Source organism: Niabella sp. CPT15-335-S11 (genome assembly GCF_058792415.1).
Map to the genome: position 1 here is coordinate 200,985 of NZ_JBYTEI010000001.1, position 15,032 is coordinate 216,016.

The following is a 15,032-nucleotide window of genomic DNA, read 5'->3' on the forward strand; positions in this document are numbered from 1 at the left end:
TTTACTTCAGTAATTCACAGGGCTTTAGCCCTGTTTGTTTTTTAAAGGCGGTACTAAAATGAGAAATGGAAGAATATCCCAGCATCTGGGATACCTCGGTCACACTTACACCTTTCTCATATAGCAGATACCGGGCGTGCGCCATACGCTGGTTCTGATAAAATTCGAAAATGGTGGTTCCGTACATCTCCCTGAATCCTTTCTTAAGATAGCATTCGTTAATGGCCACTTTGCGACTCAGATCCTTGATGGTTATAGGCTCTCCAATATGTTGCAGCAATAATTCGCGCGCCAGCATGACTTTTTTTCGCCCATCCTCGCTCGCGAGAAACCGGCAACTACCCGGTACCAGTTCCTCCGTGCATCCTTCCGCCGCATCTTCGATACTAAAGAGCAACAGTAGTTGCAGCTGTGCATTTACATAAATATTTTCAAAACTTCCGGAATAATTGTGGTTGAGTAACCCTTCTACAATATTTCTGGTTTTGCAGCAGAGGGTAAGCGGCTTTTCAAAGGGGACTTTTGAAAAAAAGCCGGATGTGCGTTCCTGTTTGGTCCCGTTTGCCGGATGTTTTGAGAACTGGGTAAACTGATCCGGCCCGTAGGACACGCTTAACATATCCAGGGAAGGTACACTTTTCTCACACTGCCGGGCCTGTCCAAGACTGCATTTTGAGCAGTCAGGCTGGTCGCAATACATATTCCCGGCCAGGCAAAATTTCAGCTCCAGGGAATCTTCTTTGTTAAGTTTTGACTTACAGCTATATTTGATAAATCCGGACTCTTCCCAGGCAAGATCGGATTCCCTGCCAAAGCGCTTGATCGTAAAATCTACGGCTCCGGGGACCCTGTATACTTTCTTGGTCAGCGGCTTAGCTCCGGGTATTCTTTTTCCTCCCGGGATATCAAAAGATGGTATAGAGATAGTTTCCTTCATGGTTTCTGCAAAAGTAACAAAATTCGTCGAATGAGGTTGAATCGGAGGCTCACCCACACGCTACTATTGACCTCAGCTACTTAATGTAATAAAAAAAGGGGCGGGATGCCCAGAATATTTAAATTTGCAGGCAACAAATCACTTTTCAGTAAGATTGACAGTTTAATGATACATTTCAACGCCTATATCCACCCCAATGCAAGGGTGGCCACTAATGTGAAAATTGACCCATTTACTGTAATTCATCCTGACGTAGTCATCGGAGAGGGAACCTGGATCGGTTCAAATGTTACTATTCTGGATGGGACGAGAATTGGCAAGAACTGTAAAATATTTCCAGGCACGGTAATCGGTTCCGAACCACAGGATAAAAAATACGCGGGAGAAAAAACAACCGTTGAAATTGGTGATGATTGCGTAATCCGGGAATTTGTGACCATTCACCGCGGTACCAGTGACCGGATGAAAACCGTAGTGGGAAATGGTTGTTGGATCCTGGCTTATAGCCATATCGGACACGATTGCATCATAGGCAATTATTGCACGCTCAGCAACAGCACCCAAATTGCCGGCCATGTAATCCTGGGCGATTATGTAGCTTTCGGCGGGGTGTGCGCTGTGCATCAGTTCGTGAAAGTAGGGTCCCATGCCTTTATCAGCGGGGGATCGCTCGTGAGCAAGGACGTCCCACCATTTATCAAAGCAGCCAGGCAACCCCTAAGTTACGGGGGCGTGAATTCAATCGGCCTGAAAAGGAGGGGCTACACGATTGAAAAGATCAATCATATCCTGGATATTTACCGCATTATCTACAACCGCGGAATGAATGTTACGCAGGCGGTGCTTTATATTGAAGAAGAAATCCCTGCATCAGATGAAAGAGACGAGATCCTCACCTTTATACAGGAAAGTACCCGCGGAATTATCAAGAGATACAGTAAATCCAACGGGGATGAGGATATTCTTGGATAACGCCGGAAAACGATTCAACCGGGAATGGATATTCCGGCAAGTTAACCTTGCGCTTGAATCAGGCCGTTCCTATGCAATCACCGGAGCCAACGGATCCGGTAAAAGCACGCTGCTCCAGGTGTTGAGTGGAGCGCTGATGCTGAACGAGGGTCGTTGTACCTGGACTGAAAACAATGAAAAACTCCGCGAAACTGAAGTCTATACCAGAATCTCTCTCTGCGCCCCGTACCTGGAACTGGTGGAGGAAATGACACTCACTGAATTCCTGGCTTTCCATCAATCTTTCAAGCCCTTCCTTCCGGGGATGGGCATCGAGGAAATTATTGCTGAAATTGGTCTGCAGAAAGCTTCGTCCAAAAGAATTGGACAGTATTCAAGCGGAATGAAACAAAGGGTGAAGCTGGCTCAGGGAATCTTCTCCGATACACCGGTAGTGCTGTTGGATGAACCCTGCACCAATCTGGATACCGAAGGCATCGAACTATATAATAAACTGATCGGGAATTACTGTGCTCACCGACTGACTGTAGTCAGTAGCAACGATGAGACCGAATACCAATTCTGTAACGAGATCATCAATATTATGCATTATAAATCTTAGTCGTGATTTTAACCATTTCTTTCCCCCAAGTAACCGCTAAATCCGCTTTCGGGAACGGAAATTGATCCCCTGGCTCTTTAACTACTTAAAAACGTCCTTTGAATGACAAGAAAATACTTTTCCCGTTTTATTCCCGCCCTTGGCTGGCTTTTGATTACGATTATTTTATTTACGCTTCCCGGGTCCGATCTGCCCAAAGTAAGCTGGATGGACGGGTTGCACGTGGATAAACTGGTTCACGTTTTTCTGTTCGCCGTACTGGTCTGGCTGTTTTTCCGGGCAATTGTTGGGGTCAAGGGAAAAATGACCGCCGGACGCACATGGATTCTGGTTCTGACGCTGCTCGCTGCCGGTATTATTTACGGACTAAGCATTGAATTTGTGCAAAGGGATTTTATTCCAAACCGCTCCTTCGACCTATGGGATGTCGCGGCTGATGCCGTGGGAAGCCTGATCGGCTTATACCTAAGCCTGAGAAAGTACCTAAGACCCAGGGACCGGGAAAAGCACTGACAAAACCAACAAATGAAAATCGGGAGAGAAACCCAAGAGCAACCTGGCTAACTCGTTGTTTCCTTTCAAAATAAATCAGGACGAAACGTTGAAAAGAGACAGCGCAACAGGCACTTGTATATAAAGATAGACCCCTGTAGAAACAGGGGTCGCAACCAAAACTAACTGCTTATGAGAAAATTGACTATCTTTTGTAAAATTGTTCTTCTAACTTAAACGCAAATCCCCTGCCATTGTTTTAACTTAATTGTTAAGAAAAAACTAATTCAACAGTTCGCATCACTCAGGGAATCAGCCATTTATTTTAAGAACTACAATTAAAAATCAGCACAAATCATGCCAAATGGTCTTATCAGTAAAATTATTTAAAGAATCCGCTGATGAGATCTGTTAACCCGCCGGATTTCTGTTGTTCACTGCTTTGACGGCCTACTTCGCCTGCTACTGCATCAGAGACTCCTTCTCCTCCCCCGGTGAATTTATGTAGCATTTCCTGAAAATCGATTCCTCCCGAGCCTGCACTGCCACCTCCTGTTAAAGAAGAAACCAGATTATTCAGATTAAAAGAAGCATCCTCAGGTTTGTCGCTAATCGTTCGCTGGGACATATTCTCCAGCACGCCGGGGATCAGGTTCGAAGAGACACTACCAGCGGCTTCGGGGCTCAGATTAAATTTACTGACCAGGTTTCCCGTCAGCTTTTCGACCAATCCACCCACTAATGGATGACTCAAAAGTCCGGAACCACCTCCGCCTCCGAATAAACTCATAACTCCCTGCAGGTTTCCGGAGGATAACGCGTTCTGAAACCCACCAGTAATCGTATGGGTTGCCTCTTCCATGACCTGGTTATTCAATTCATTGGGGACTTCGGGGTTTTCCACAACTTGTTTTTGGCCGAATTGCTGGACCAATTGCGCAATCTGTTCTAACATTCAATTATGATTTTGGATGAAAAAAAACGACGAAAACTTATTCTTCCCGCTTCGCTTTCTCACTCTGCCACCATCTGAAACTGATATACCCAACAATTGCCAGCGGTACAAAAGCTAGGTAAATAATACCTGAATTCATTCCGGCAGCCGGACCATCTCCCAATTGCTGGGCCGTTTTTGTGCACACAGAACACTGAGCATTCGTTTCCCAGGTTGCCAAAACAACTAAAAGAAACAAAAACAAAAGCCGGAACCAGGATTTCATTTTATGAATATACGCAATTTTTGTACCAACACCAAGACTTTCGTTCGTTATTTTAATGTGAAATGCGCATGAACGACTCGAAAAAGAAGTCCGCTAAAACGCAACTGTTTCCGATCTGAAAACTACCAGGGACTCAACCTTGCTCACAAGGCCGGTTTTCATAGGTAAAAAACTCTCCCCAAACGGAACTCAACACGGATCGGGGATACTTATTTATTAAGCGCCCAAAGACTGAAAATCTGCACGCTTTATCGAGTCTGGCAGGTATCCATCAAACGGCCATCGCAACTCTCTTTGCCTCGCGTGTTCTTTCGAGTTCATCCAGGATTACCTTCCGCATCCGTATAAAATTCGGCGTTACCTCAATACTCTCGTCCTGTTCAATGTATTCCATGCATTCCTCCAGGCTCATGACGGTCTTGGGAGCAATCCTGGCTGCGTCATCTGCACCGCTGGCCCGGTGGTTTGTGAGTTTTTTTTCCTCAATAGCATTTACTACCAGATCCCCGGGTTTAATATGTTCTGCCAGGATCTGCCCTGCATACACTTCCTCTCCCGGATTGACAAAGAATGTACCGCGGTCCTGTAACTTATCAATCGAATAAGCGGTTGTCCTACCCTGACTTTTAGCGATCAATACCCCATTGTTCCTGCCGGGTATCTGACCCTTCCACAGCTGGTAATCAGTAAAGCGATGGGCCATCACAGCTTCGCCGGTGGTTGCTGTCAGAACCTGCGTCCTCAGCCCGATTAACCCGCGGGAAGGAATTTCAAATTCCAGGTGTTGCAGATCTCCCTTAGTCTCCATGACCATCAACTCACCCTTCCGGCGTGTTACCAGATCAATCACTTTACTGGCAAAGGCTTCCGGTACATCCACAACCAGGTTTTCATAAGGCTCATATTTATGTCCGTTTTCCTCTTTTACAATAACCTGAGGCTGTCCTACAGTCAGTTCGTACCCTTCCCGCCGCATGGTTTCAATCAATATTCCCAGATGGAGAATACCACGCCCGTAAACCAAAAAGCTATCACCACCTTCGGTCTCTTCAACCCGAAGGGCGAGATTTTTTTCTGTCTCCTTCATAAGCCGGTTCCTGAGCTGCCGACTGGTGACAAATTTGCCGTCTTTTCCAAAAAATGGAGAATTATTAATGCTGAAAAGCATATTCATGGTGGGTTCATCCACATTGATCTGCGGAAGCGCCTCCGGGTTTTCAACATCGGCAATGGTGTCACCTATGTTGAAGTCCTCAATGCCTACCACCGCGCAAAGGTCTCCCGCCCATACCTCCGTCACCTTCTTCTTACCCATCCCTTCGAATACATACAATTCCTTTACGCGAATCTTGCTGATCTTTCCTTCCGCACCTACCAGTGCAACCTGCTGATTTTCCTTCAGCATGCCACGACTCACTTTCCCGATCGCGATCCGGCCCAAAAAAGAGGAATAATCCAGTGAAGTGATCTGCATTTGCAGATTACCCTCCTGCACCATGGGCGGTGGCACAAATTTCAATATGCCATCGAGCAGGGGGTGGATATTTTCAGACGGCGTAAGAGAGTCGTTAAACCAACCCTGCTTCCCCGACCCGTAAAAAGTGGGGAAATCCAACTGCTCTTCAGTTGCGCCCAGGTTAAAGAAAAGGTCAAAAACCGCATCATGCACTTCCTCAGGGCGGCAGTTGGGTTTGTCCACCTTATTAATGACCACGATGGGCCTCAGGTTCAGTTGCAGCGCTTTCTGCAACACAAAACGGGTCTGCGGCATAGGCCCTTCAAAGGCATCGACCAACAAAATAACGCCGTCTGCCATTTTTAGCACACGCTCAACCTCGCCTCCAAAATCGGCGTGGCCGGGCGTATCTATTACATTGATTTTCGTATCTTTATAGGTTACCGACGCATTTTTACTGAAAATTGTAATCCCTCTTTCTCTTTCCAGATCATTATTATCCATAATCAGCTCTCCCGTTTCCTGGTTATCCCTGAAAACGCGGGCGGCATACAGAATCTTATCTACGAGTGTGGTTTTCCCGTGGTCAACGTGGGCTATAATTGCGATATTCCTTAAATTCATTCAGTTGATTTACTTTTTTGGGAGGCGCAAAGTTACGCCAATTCCGTAGCGTCACCAAATCTGGTACTACTTTTTCACAGGTTAACCCGACAGGAACACAAGGTCTCCGCCCTTACTGCCTGAAAATGAGAGTCCAAGCCAGATCATGCAGGTTGATTCTCACCAAAATTTAACGTTACCTCCCGCCTTTAAGCGTTTCTTGAAGCTTTGCCAGCTTTTCCCATTTGTTGTCAGCCGCCAGCCTGGCCTGTTTCGGCCAGCTTGCGGGGTCATGCACATTGAATTTTGGACCTGCCGCGGCCAGGATGGATTTTAGTTTCTTGACCGGAGTTTTTGACAGGTCAGAAAAACTCAGGATATTTTCAGCTTCCAGAAGCTTCTCAATTTTTGGACCTACCCCTTCAATCCGGGTAAGCTTATCTTTTTTACCTGCAGATTCTTTTTCTGCTGTTTTTATCTTTCCCTTTTTTGATTTTGCTTCAGTCGCCTTTTTCGTCGCCTTGCCGGCACGCGATGGCTTGGATTTAGGTTCAGCAGGCACGGTGATCACAGAGTTCTCAATTTGAAAATCCTCTTTGTAAGCATACCCCTGTGCAGCCTCGTCGTTAATCCACCTACCGTCACTCAGCAGGTAGCGATATTCGTATGTGTTACCTTCTTCCAATTGTATCGTAGCCTGAAGTAAACCTTCTTCTACTTCGATCAGGTCCACAGCCTTTGTCTGGTCCCAATTGTTGAAATCTCCCAGTAACTGTGCCGATTCGGCTTCGCCCAGCGCTTCCAGTGGCAGCGAAAACTTAATTTCTTTCATTTGTAAGGTTCTAATAGTTTTTTAAATATACCTCCCGCAGATGCGGGGATCGGATACCCTATCCTGGTAAGTGTTTCTCCGGTATCCTGAAATATCCATATCTATAAGATATATGATAATTCGCAAAGATATGACTATCGCATCACAAAAGGATCATATCTATATTATTAAAGTGTGAAATACTTGGGTCTGAATTCGGCGTTCCGCACGGGACTCATAGTGCCGGGATTGGCGGCCAGGGGGCTGCGGTGGCATGTCAATGCGGAGAGAATTGAAATAGTGACCGCCGAATGTAAGCGAGGAATTTGTCCCAAAAAACCGGGGCCTGGGGTCATTTCATCAACGAAATGATCCCGAATATTTTCTTCCGCGGCAAAAGTAGGCCGTCAGCACGAGGCTTACCAGTAGCAACATTCCGAATAACTGGTGCAACAGGCTAAGCCAGATCATATGTGACCCAAGGTAATTGACCAGGGTGATAACTCCCAAAATGATCTGTACAAATACCAGCGCCAACGGCAGGTTCCTGAGCTTATAAAGGCGTTCGTTTCTGGGCTGAGCATACAACGCCACGGTATACACCACGATCAAAATAAACAGGAGGTAAGCCAGGTTGCGATGGATAAACTGCACGGCAACGGGTTCGTAGAAAATTCCTTCCCACTCGCTTCCGGTTATAAGTGCGGGGAAGTAGGTCCCGTTTATCGACGGCCAGGTAACAGCAGCTTTGCCCGCATGGGAACCGGCCATCAGTGCGCCGTAAATGAGCTGAAGGGCCAGTACGGTCAGGATTATCAGGGTAAACCTAAAGAGCGCAGGGGCATAGGTCCGTTCCCCCTCAGACACCGAGATCTTGAGTGCAAACCAAATAATATACACCAGCAATATCAGGGCCGCCATAAAATGTATCGCCAGTCTGACCGGGCTCACATAGACCAGGTCTGTGCCGATACCACTCCGGACCATGATCCAGCCGATTGCGCCCTGCAGGCCTCCCAGCAGGAATAATATCAACATCGGCCAAAACATGCCGCGATTGATTTTGCCTTTAAACAGGAAATAAATAAACGGTACCAGAAATACCAGTCCCATCAACCTGGCCCAATTCCGGTGAAACCATTCCCAGAAATAGATAAACTTGAAATCAGATAGCGTGAAGTAATTGTGAATATACTTGTACTGGGCAATCTGTTGGTACTTTTCAAAGGCCCGCAGCCAGGCTGCCTCATTTAAAGGCGGCAATGTACCCAGGATCGGCTGCCATTCCGTGATCGACAAACCAGAACCTGTCAGGCGGGTGACCCCACCTATCAGCACCTGAATCATAATCATGAACGCCCCGATGAATAACCAGATGGCTACAGATCTGTTCTTTCTGATTAATGTCATCCGGCGAAATTAGTTAATAGCCCGGATTGGAGAAGCATAACCTGAATTTAACAGGATCATCCAACCATAGCCTCGTAAGATGCAGCATCCATCAGGCTATCCACGTCGGCCGGGTTATCCACTTTCATCTTGATCATCCAGCCCTCGCCATACGGATCTGTGTTAACGAGTTCCGGTCCGTTTGTCAGTGCCGGATTCAGCTCCTGAATCACACCACTAACCGGCAGGTAGAGGTCGGATACCGTCTTTACCGCCTCTACGGTACCAAATACTTCTCCCGCCGCGAGGACTTTTCCAATAGTCTCCACCTCCACATAAACGATATCGCCCAATTCGCGCTGGGCAAAATCTGTTATTCCAATTACAGCAGTGTCGCCTTCAAGCCTGATCCATTCGTGATCTTTTGTGTAACGCAATTTTTCCGGATAACTCATAAAATCAATTTAGATAAAACAGGAAGTAAAGGAATTAAATATTTCCCTATCGTCAAAATTTTTTCGCCGAACCCGAAGAGAACGAGCATTTGCCACCACTGGTTGGCCAGATCAAAACCGCCATTCATCGGTGATATATTTCCGTTTGGCGGTGCGGACTTCCCCAAAATGCCGACCAGGACTAGCTTTGGCTCCACAACAATCTGGAATACTATTTATTTATGAAAACATTTTTATCTGCCTTCTTTATTCTGACAACATGGTTGCATCAGGTTAACGCAGGAAATATTTCGGGATATGTAAAAGACGCCGAGCACAAACCCATTGCATCGGCGACCGTATTACTTCTCCAAGCGAAAGACTCCTCTGTCGTGAAGATGAACGCTACCGATCAGACAGGCGCCTATTCCTTCGAAGGGATCCCTTCGGGAAACTACCTGATCAGCACCAGCAGCGTAGGCTATTCCAAAAGCTTTTCGAAGCCGGTTAAAGTGGAATCCGGAAGTACTAAAGTACCCGATCTGCTATTGGAGAAAGCGGGTACTCAACTGGAAAACGTGACTGTAACCACCAAAAAGCCATTGGTGGAAGTCATGGCCGATAAAATGATCGTCAACGTCGAAGGCACGATCAACGCCACGGGTAATGACGCCCTGGAACTGCTGAGACGCTCACCCGGCGTACTGGTCGATAAGGATGATAACATCAGCATGTCGGGGAAAAATGGCGTGGAGATCTATATCGATGGAAAGCCCTCGCCGCTAAAGGGCGCCGACCTGGCCAATTACCTGAAGTCATTATCCTCCTCCAATGTAGAAGCGATCGAGCTGATCACCAATCCATCTGCAAAATATGAAGCGTCGGGAAACGCCGGTATTATAAATATCAGGCTCAAAAAAGATAAATCGATCGGTACAAACGGATCCGTGAATGCAGGTTACAATATTGGCGTCTATGGGCGGTACAACGGCGGACTGTCATTGAATCACCGAAACAAAAAAGTCAATGTCTTTGGAAATTACAATTATTTCAATGGGTTGTTCTATAGCAACCAGACAATTTTCCGCGACCAGGCCGACAGCCTTTTTTATCAGTCCCAGCAAATGAAAAACCTGCGTTCCAGCCATAATTATAAAGCCGGGATGGATTATTTCATCAATTCAAAAAATACAGCCGGATTTATGGTCAATGGTAATTTCAACGATGGAGAACTGGATATCAATGGGCCTATGACCATTTCACCCAAATCAACCGGGGCAGTCTATCGAATCCTGAAGACCAATACCGACGCGCATTTCAACAGGGAAAACCTGAATGCAAACCTGAATTACCGTTACGCCGACACCAGTGGCAGGGAACTGAACCTGGACCTGGATTACGGGAATTTCAACAACAAATCCAATCAGTACGTCCCGAATGTTTACTACAGTTCCGACGGGACAACTGAACTCTTCAGCAACAATTACCGAATGATTGCCCCAAGTGCGATCAATATCTATTCAATCAAAGCTGATTATGAACAGAAATTGTGGAAAGGCAAACTTGGCTTCGGAGGGAAAGCGGGTGTCGTGGAAACAAATAATGACTTCAAGCGATACAGCGTCATCAATCAATCTGACATTTATGACAGGGACCGGAGTAACCATTTTGACTATTCTGAAAACATCAATGCGCTTTACGTTAACTATAACAGGCCTTTCAAAAGCTGGGTTCTGCAGGTGGGGTTAAGAGGAGAAAACACTCATTCGGAAGGCAGATCAACCGGCGAAAAATATAATCCTGCTTCCGGTCAGTACCTGAAGTATGATTCCAGCATGAAAAAGAGTTATACAGATCTTTTCCCAAGTGCTTCTCTTTCATACAATAAAAACCCCGCTAATCAGATCAGCATCAGTTACAGCCGTCGCATCGACCGGCCGCGCTATGAAAACCTGAACCCGTTTGAATTCAAGCTGAATGACTACACCTATGGCAAAGGAAACACCGAACTGACCCCCCAGTACACCAACAGTTTTGGGATCAGTCACACTTACAAATATAAACTGACCACCCGCTTGAACTACAGCCACGTGAAGGGGATGTTTGTCCAGGTATTGGAACCGGTGGAGAACAGCAAGCTGTACCAGACGACCAGGAACCTCGCGACGCAGGATGTGGCCAGCCTCAACGTCAGCTATCCTTTTACATATAAGTCGTTTACCATGTTCAATAATCTTACCGCCAACTATTCTTACTACAAGGCAGATTTTGGAAGCGGGAAAATTATCAACAGGGATGCCTTCAACGCGCAATACTATGTACAGAACAGTATTAAGTTCGGGAAGAAAAAAGATTGGACCGGCGAGCTTACGGGGCTGTATATGTCGCCTTTTGTATGGGAGGGCGTTTTCAAGGGAAAAGCGATGGGATTTGTAGATCTGGGCCTGCAGAAAAATATCCTCGATGGCCGTGGCACCATAAAAGCGTCTGTCAGCGATATTTTCCGGACCATGCGATTTAAAGGGGATGGCACTTACGCGGGCGTGTACACCAGGGTACAGAATAACTGGGAGAGCCGCCAGGTAAGACTGAACTTCAGTTACCGTTTTGGCAGTGCACAAATTAAATCTGCCCGCCAGCGTAAGACCGGTCTTGAAGATGAAAGCGGCCGTGCAGGAGGAGGTGGTGGCACTCCCGGCCAGCAGCAACGATAGTCTCAGGTTTGATGTGAAAGGTTAAGTTTGAATTTTACACAGCATGTAAAATTGGGGTTGAAGGTTGGCAGTTGTAAACTGTCAACCTTTCTGTTTTGACAATCTTTCTGTTTGTTTTGACATCTTTCCTGACATTCCTGCACTGGAGCAGCAGTTTTGATTACCGGCTTTGAATGGAACCGAAATGGCATATTTTTTTCTTGTATCTGTAGAGAATATTTATTTATATCGAATATTTAAAATTTAAAAAAGGAGGAATTTATGAGTAACCTGATCAAACGACCCAGTTTAGACCCCTGGTTAAGGGATTTCTTTGATGTGGAAAGTATGTTCCCCGGCAGATGGAAAGCCGTAACAGCAAACGCTTTTCCCGCAGTCAATATTTCGGAGACCGACAAGGATTTCAATGTCGAAGTTGCAGTTCCGGGATACAAGAAAGAGGATTTTAAAGTAAATGTAGATGATGATATTCTCACTATCAGTGCCGAATCAAAAAGCGAGACTGCCGAAGAGGGTGACGGAAAACAGTATAGCCGCCGTGAATACAGTTTCAACGCGTTCACGCGCTCCTTCCGGCTGCCTGAAAATGCCAAGGATGACGCGATTTCTGCTTCTTACAAAGAAGGTATTCTCTCACTGACGATCCCAAAAACCGAGCAAGAAACTAAAGTAAAAAAGGAAATTCAGGTAGGTTAAGAGGGCCTGTCTCTGTCATTGAGGTCTCCCTGGGGAGACCTTTTGTCGTTTCATGTGTTAATTTTTATATTTTTTGCGGTCACATGGAATTTACCTTGAAAAATTTTATAAGTATTGTTTGTTATTTATTTTGGCGCTTATGAGCGCTTCGCGGTTCATCGCAAGTGGTACAAACTTGCTCGAAAATTTTTATGGACATTTTATCCCTTTTGCTGATTCCCGCTGTAAACCAGGCGGGGCCTGCCCGCGGGGAGGAGAGCCTGTGCAATTTTCCAGCAACCGGACTTGCAGAACAACGGCTTCACTTACGTTTAACCATGCTTGCGCGGATGACCTTTACATCTTTCAGCGGTCTGTCTTTGTCGGGTCCTTTACTGGTTGGTACCGCAGCGATGCTGTCTATAACCGGGATACCCTGTATCACTTCCCCAAAGACGGTGTAGTTGCCATCCAAATGAGGCACTCCCCCAATGGTCGTGTACACCGAACGATATCTTTCGGGAATCTTTTTGCCCATCAGCCGGCCCCTTTCCAGTGAGTCAAGTCCCGCCTGAGTAAAAACTTTCCCCTGCGTCAGGTAAAACTGGCTGGCACTGCTGGCTTTGGACGGGTTGATATCATCCCCTTCCCTGGCCGCCGCGATCACTCCTTTTTTATGAAAGAGTTCTGTTCTGAATTCCGCGGGTATGGTATATCCCGGCCCACCATCGCCCAAAGGTTTGCCGGGAGGTGCATTACGGCTGTCGGGATCGCCAGACTGTATCATAAAATGATTAATGACCCGGTGAAACAGTAACCCATCAAAATAATGGGTTTTGACCAGCCTGATAAAATTATCGCGGTGCCGTGGTGTCAGGTCGCTGAGCCGGACCGTAATTTCACCCATCGAAGTCTCCAGCAAGACATCTTTTCGCAGATCGCGGGAGCTAACCTTTTTCTGCTGTGCGCATCCTACCAGGAGCACAGCGACGGCCAATAAAATGAACGATATCTTCATGACTTAAAAATCGTTTTCCTCAAAATACAACAGGACATGATCTTTCAGAAAGTTCTCCTGCTCTATCGGATTCATCGTGGGCATAGCTTTGAGCTGGCTGTAATGCGGCCAGCCATCTTCATCTTTTCTTTCCAGTAAATAATAACCACTGGGCATCAATACCCTGCAAACGGCAATATGCATCAGGTCCTGTTTCTCTTCCTTGGAAAATTCCTGTCGAAGCTGCCCAAGTTCCTGTATCCCGATCAGGTACAGAACAGTTTCCAGGTCTGGCTTCTTGCCAAACCGGTTCATCAACCGGGTTTCGAGGGCCCACCACCGGGCCTGGAGATCATCTTGTATAAACATGGGACAAAAATAAGGTAATGATCTGCCTATCTTTGCCCAAAACCTCTTAAAATGTTACAATTACAGGTGTTGCGGCAGAATGTGCAGGAAGTGAAAGAGCGGCTGGCCGTAAAACATTTCAATGATTTGAATCTGGTCGATGAAATTATCGACCTGGATGACCAGCGGAAAAAACTGCAGTTGGAATTTGACAATACCCAATCAAGGGTAAATAGCGCTTCGCGGGAAATCGGCAAACTGATGACTTCCGGGGGCAAAGAAGCCGGTGATTCGTTAAAAAAAGAAGTAGCAGCACTGAAGGAGAGACTTCAACCGATCCAGGAGCAACTGGCAACGACTGAAACCGCTTTACAAGATAAGCTGGTACTGCTGCCGAACCTGCCTTCATCGCTGGTACCGCGGGGAGATAGCGCTGCGGATAACGAAGTTGTACGTGAGGGTGGTACGAAGCCCGTCCTTGCCCCGTCTGCAGTACCTCATTGGGATCTGATCAAACAATACGATCTGGTAGATTTTGAAACAGGTGCCAAAATCACCGGCAGCGGATTCCCGCTGTATAAAGGCCAGGGCGCAAAGCTACAGCGATCGCTGGTGCAATATTTCCTGGATTACAATATTGCAGCGGGATACACGGAGTATCTTCCCCCATTCATGGTGAACGAGGCTTCTGCTTATGGAACCGGACAGTTGCCCGACAAAGAAGATCAGATGTACCATATGCCATTGGATAATTTTTATTTGATCCCGACTTCAGAAGTACCGGTTACCAATATTTACAGGGATGAAATATTAAAACAAGATGTGTTACCTGTTAAAATGACGGCTTACTCGCCCTGTTTCAGGCGTGAAGCTGGCAGTTTCGGAAAGGAGGTACGCGGTTTGAACCGGGTCCACCAGTTTGAAAAAGTTGAAATAGTTCAGATCGTCCATCCCGACAAAAGTTACGAGGTGCTGGATGAAATGGTGGCGCATGTGGAGGGACTGCTGAAATCTCTTGAACTTCCCTATCGCATCCTCAGGCTATGCGGAGCTGACATGTCATTTGCTTCCGCCCTGACCTATGATTTTGAAGTTTACAGCGCAGCTCAGGGGCGATGGCTGGAGGTTAGTTCCACCTCAAATTTCGAAAGTTTTCAGACAAATCGGATGAAAACCAGGTTCAGGGATGAGAACGGTAAGACCCGGCTAGTGCATTCGCTGAACGGGAGTTCGCTGGCACTCCCGAGAATTGTGGCATGTTTATTGGAAAATAATCAAACAGAACGGGGAATATTACTTCCGAAAGTGTTACATTCATATTTCGGAAAAACGCTCATTGAAGCGAAAGCAAATTAACAAAATTTATGAAATGGTGAGGCGTCG

At 46.4% G+C, this 15,032-nt stretch carries 15 protein-coding genes; 6 read left to right on the forward strand and 9 right to left on the reverse strand.

Annotated features, from left to right (window positions below; genetic code table 11):
* Position 1: 1 nt before the first annotated feature.
* A complete protein-coding gene (locus AC3WS5_RS00845; protein ID WP_492465293.1) occupies positions 2 to 937 on the reverse strand; it encodes a helix-turn-helix domain-containing protein in 936 nt (311 codons plus the stop codon).
* Between the two features lie 105 nt (positions 938 to 1,042).
* On the opposite strand from AC3WS5_RS00845, the gene lpxA reads away from it, so the two are divergent.
* The 3 genes from lpxA to AC3WS5_RS00860 all read left to right on the forward strand — a co-directional run bounded on the left by lpxA (position 1,043) and on the right by AC3WS5_RS00860 (position 3,023).
* Entirely contained in the window at positions 1,043 to 1,909 is an 867-nt protein-coding gene (gene lpxA, locus AC3WS5_RS00850) for an acyl-ACP--UDP-N-acetylglucosamine O-acyltransferase (RefSeq protein ID WP_492465294.1), read from the forward strand.
* Positions 1,890 to 2,510, forward strand: coding sequence for an ABC transporter ATP-binding protein (locus tag AC3WS5_RS00855; protein WP_492465295.1), 621 nt, complete (start codon positions 1,890 to 1,892; stop codon positions 2,508 to 2,510). The genes lpxA and AC3WS5_RS00855 overlap by 20 nt, the downstream gene beginning before the upstream one ends.
* Before the next feature lie 102 nt (positions 2,511 to 2,612).
* Positions 2,613 to 3,023, forward strand: coding sequence for a VanZ family protein (locus tag AC3WS5_RS00860; protein WP_492465296.1), 411 nt, complete (start codon positions 2,613 to 2,615; stop codon positions 3,021 to 3,023).
* A gap of 361 nt (positions 3,024 to 3,384) precedes the next feature.
* Here the strand turns inward: AC3WS5_RS00860 and AC3WS5_RS00865 are convergent, their stop codons facing one another.
* From AC3WS5_RS00865 to gcvH, 6 genes are all read right to left on the reverse strand, one after another.
* Positions 3,385 to 3,957 (reverse strand): hypothetical protein, encoded by a 573-nt coding sequence (locus AC3WS5_RS00865; RefSeq protein WP_492465297.1) that lies wholly within the window; start codon positions 3,955 to 3,957, stop codon positions 3,385 to 3,387.
* 37 nt (positions 3,958 to 3,994) lie between these two features.
* Positions 3,995 to 4,222, reverse strand: a complete 228-nt coding sequence (locus tag AC3WS5_RS00870) for a hypothetical protein (protein WP_492465298.1) — start codon at positions 4,220 to 4,222, stop codon at positions 3,995 to 3,997.
* 271 nt (positions 4,223 to 4,493) lie between these two features.
* Positions 4,494 to 6,302, reverse strand: coding sequence for a translational GTPase TypA (gene typA, locus AC3WS5_RS00875; protein WP_492465299.1), 1,809 nt, complete (start codon positions 6,300 to 6,302; stop codon positions 4,494 to 4,496).
* Positions 6,303 to 6,477: 175 nt separating this feature from the next.
* Entirely contained in the window at positions 6,478 to 7,113 is a 636-nt protein-coding gene (locus AC3WS5_RS00880) for a helix-hairpin-helix domain-containing protein (protein ID WP_492465300.1), read from the reverse strand.
* A 339-nt stretch (positions 7,114 to 7,452) separates the two neighbouring features.
* Positions 7,453 to 8,502 carry a COX15/CtaA family protein gene (locus tag AC3WS5_RS00885; RefSeq protein WP_492465301.1) on the reverse strand — a complete coding sequence of 350 codons (1,050 nt, stop codon included), beginning with the start codon at positions 8,500 to 8,502 and terminating at the stop codon, positions 7,453 to 7,455.
* Between the two features lie 56 nt (positions 8,503 to 8,558).
* On the reverse strand, positions 8,559 to 8,936 hold the full coding sequence (gene gcvH / locus AC3WS5_RS00890; RefSeq protein ID WP_492465302.1) for a glycine cleavage system protein GcvH: 378 nt from the start codon (positions 8,934 to 8,936) through the stop codon (positions 8,559 to 8,561).
* A gap of 221 nt (positions 8,937 to 9,157) precedes the next feature.
* Here gcvH and AC3WS5_RS00895 point away from each other — a divergent pair, with 221 nt between their 5' ends.
* Both AC3WS5_RS00895 and AC3WS5_RS00900 read left to right on the forward strand, forming a co-directional pair.
* Complete coding sequence (locus AC3WS5_RS00895; protein ID WP_492465303.1) at positions 9,158 to 11,629, forward strand: TonB-dependent receptor; 2,472 nt, start codon at positions 9,158 to 9,160, stop codon at positions 11,627 to 11,629.
* A 261-nt stretch (positions 11,630 to 11,890) separates the two neighbouring features.
* Complete coding sequence (locus tag AC3WS5_RS00900; protein ID WP_492465304.1) at positions 11,891 to 12,325, forward strand: Hsp20/alpha crystallin family protein; 435 nt, start codon at positions 11,891 to 11,893, stop codon at positions 12,323 to 12,325.
* Positions 12,326 to 12,626: 301 nt separating this feature from the next.
* Here the strand turns inward: AC3WS5_RS00900 and AC3WS5_RS00905 are convergent, their stop codons facing one another.
* Together AC3WS5_RS00905 and AC3WS5_RS00910 are read right to left on the reverse strand one after the other, a co-directional pair.
* Positions 12,627 to 13,322 (reverse strand): peptidylprolyl isomerase, encoded by a 696-nt coding sequence (locus AC3WS5_RS00905; protein ID WP_492465305.1) that lies wholly within the window; start codon positions 13,320 to 13,322, stop codon positions 12,627 to 12,629.
* A 3-nt stretch (positions 13,323 to 13,325) separates the two neighbouring features.
* On the reverse strand, positions 13,326 to 13,670 hold the full coding sequence (locus AC3WS5_RS00910; protein WP_492465306.1) for a hypothetical protein: 345 nt from the start codon (positions 13,668 to 13,670) through the stop codon (positions 13,326 to 13,328).
* A gap of 51 nt (positions 13,671 to 13,721) precedes the next feature.
* Between AC3WS5_RS00910 and serS the strand changes: the two genes are divergently transcribed.
* On the forward strand, positions 13,722 to 15,005 hold the full coding sequence (serS, locus tag AC3WS5_RS00915; protein ID WP_492465307.1) for a serine--tRNA ligase: 1,284 nt from the start codon (positions 13,722 to 13,724) through the stop codon (positions 15,003 to 15,005).
* The last annotated feature ends 27 nt before the right edge of the window (positions 15,006 to 15,032 follow it).

Bases quoted from the DNA above. Each gene is read 5' to 3' on its own strand.
- AC3WS5_RS00845 (WP_492465293.1), bottom strand. From the start codon at position 937: ATGAAGGAAACTATCTCTATACCATCTTTTGATATCCCGGGAGGAAAA.
- lpxA (WP_492465294.1), top strand. From the start codon at position 1,043: ATGCCCAGAATATTTAAATTTGCAGGCAACAAATCACTTTTCAGTAAG.
- AC3WS5_RS00855 (WP_492465295.1), top strand. From the start codon at position 1,890: ATGAGGATATTCTTGGATAACGCCGGAAAACGATTCAACCGGGAATGG.
- AC3WS5_RS00860 (WP_492465296.1), top strand. From the start codon at position 2,613: ATGACAAGAAAATACTTTTCCCGTTTTATTCCCGCCCTTGGCTGGCTT.
- AC3WS5_RS00865 (WP_492465297.1), bottom strand. From the start codon at position 3,957: ATGTTAGAACAGATTGCGCAATTGGTCCAGCAATTCGGCCAAAAACAA.
- AC3WS5_RS00870 (WP_492465298.1), bottom strand. From the start codon at position 4,222: ATGAAATCCTGGTTCCGGCTTTTGTTTTTGTTTCTTTTAGTTGTTTTG.
- typA (WP_492465299.1), bottom strand. From the start codon at position 6,302: ATGAATTTAAGGAATATCGCAATTATAGCCCACGTTGACCACGGGAAA.
- AC3WS5_RS00880 (WP_492465300.1), bottom strand. From the start codon at position 7,113: ATGAAAGAAATTAAGTTTTCGCTGCCACTGGAAGCGCTGGGCGAAGCC.
- AC3WS5_RS00885 (WP_492465301.1), bottom strand. From the start codon at position 8,502: ATGACATTAATCAGAAAGAACAGATCTGTAGCCATCTGGTTATTCATC.
- gcvH (WP_492465302.1), bottom strand. From the start codon at position 8,936: ATGAGTTATCCGGAAAAATTGCGTTACACAAAAGATCACGAATGGATC.
- AC3WS5_RS00895 (WP_492465303.1), top strand. From the start codon at position 9,158: ATGAAAACATTTTTATCTGCCTTCTTTATTCTGACAACATGGTTGCAT.
- AC3WS5_RS00900 (WP_492465304.1), top strand. From the start codon at position 11,891: ATGAGTAACCTGATCAAACGACCCAGTTTAGACCCCTGGTTAAGGGAT.
- AC3WS5_RS00905 (WP_492465305.1), bottom strand. From the start codon at position 13,322: ATGAAGATATCGTTCATTTTATTGGCCGTCGCTGTGCTCCTGGTAGGA.
- AC3WS5_RS00910 (WP_492465306.1), bottom strand. From the start codon at position 13,670: ATGTTTATACAAGATGATCTCCAGGCCCGGTGGTGGGCCCTCGAAACC.
- serS (WP_492465307.1), top strand. From the start codon at position 13,722: ATGTTACAATTACAGGTGTTGCGGCAGAATGTGCAGGAAGTGAAAGAG.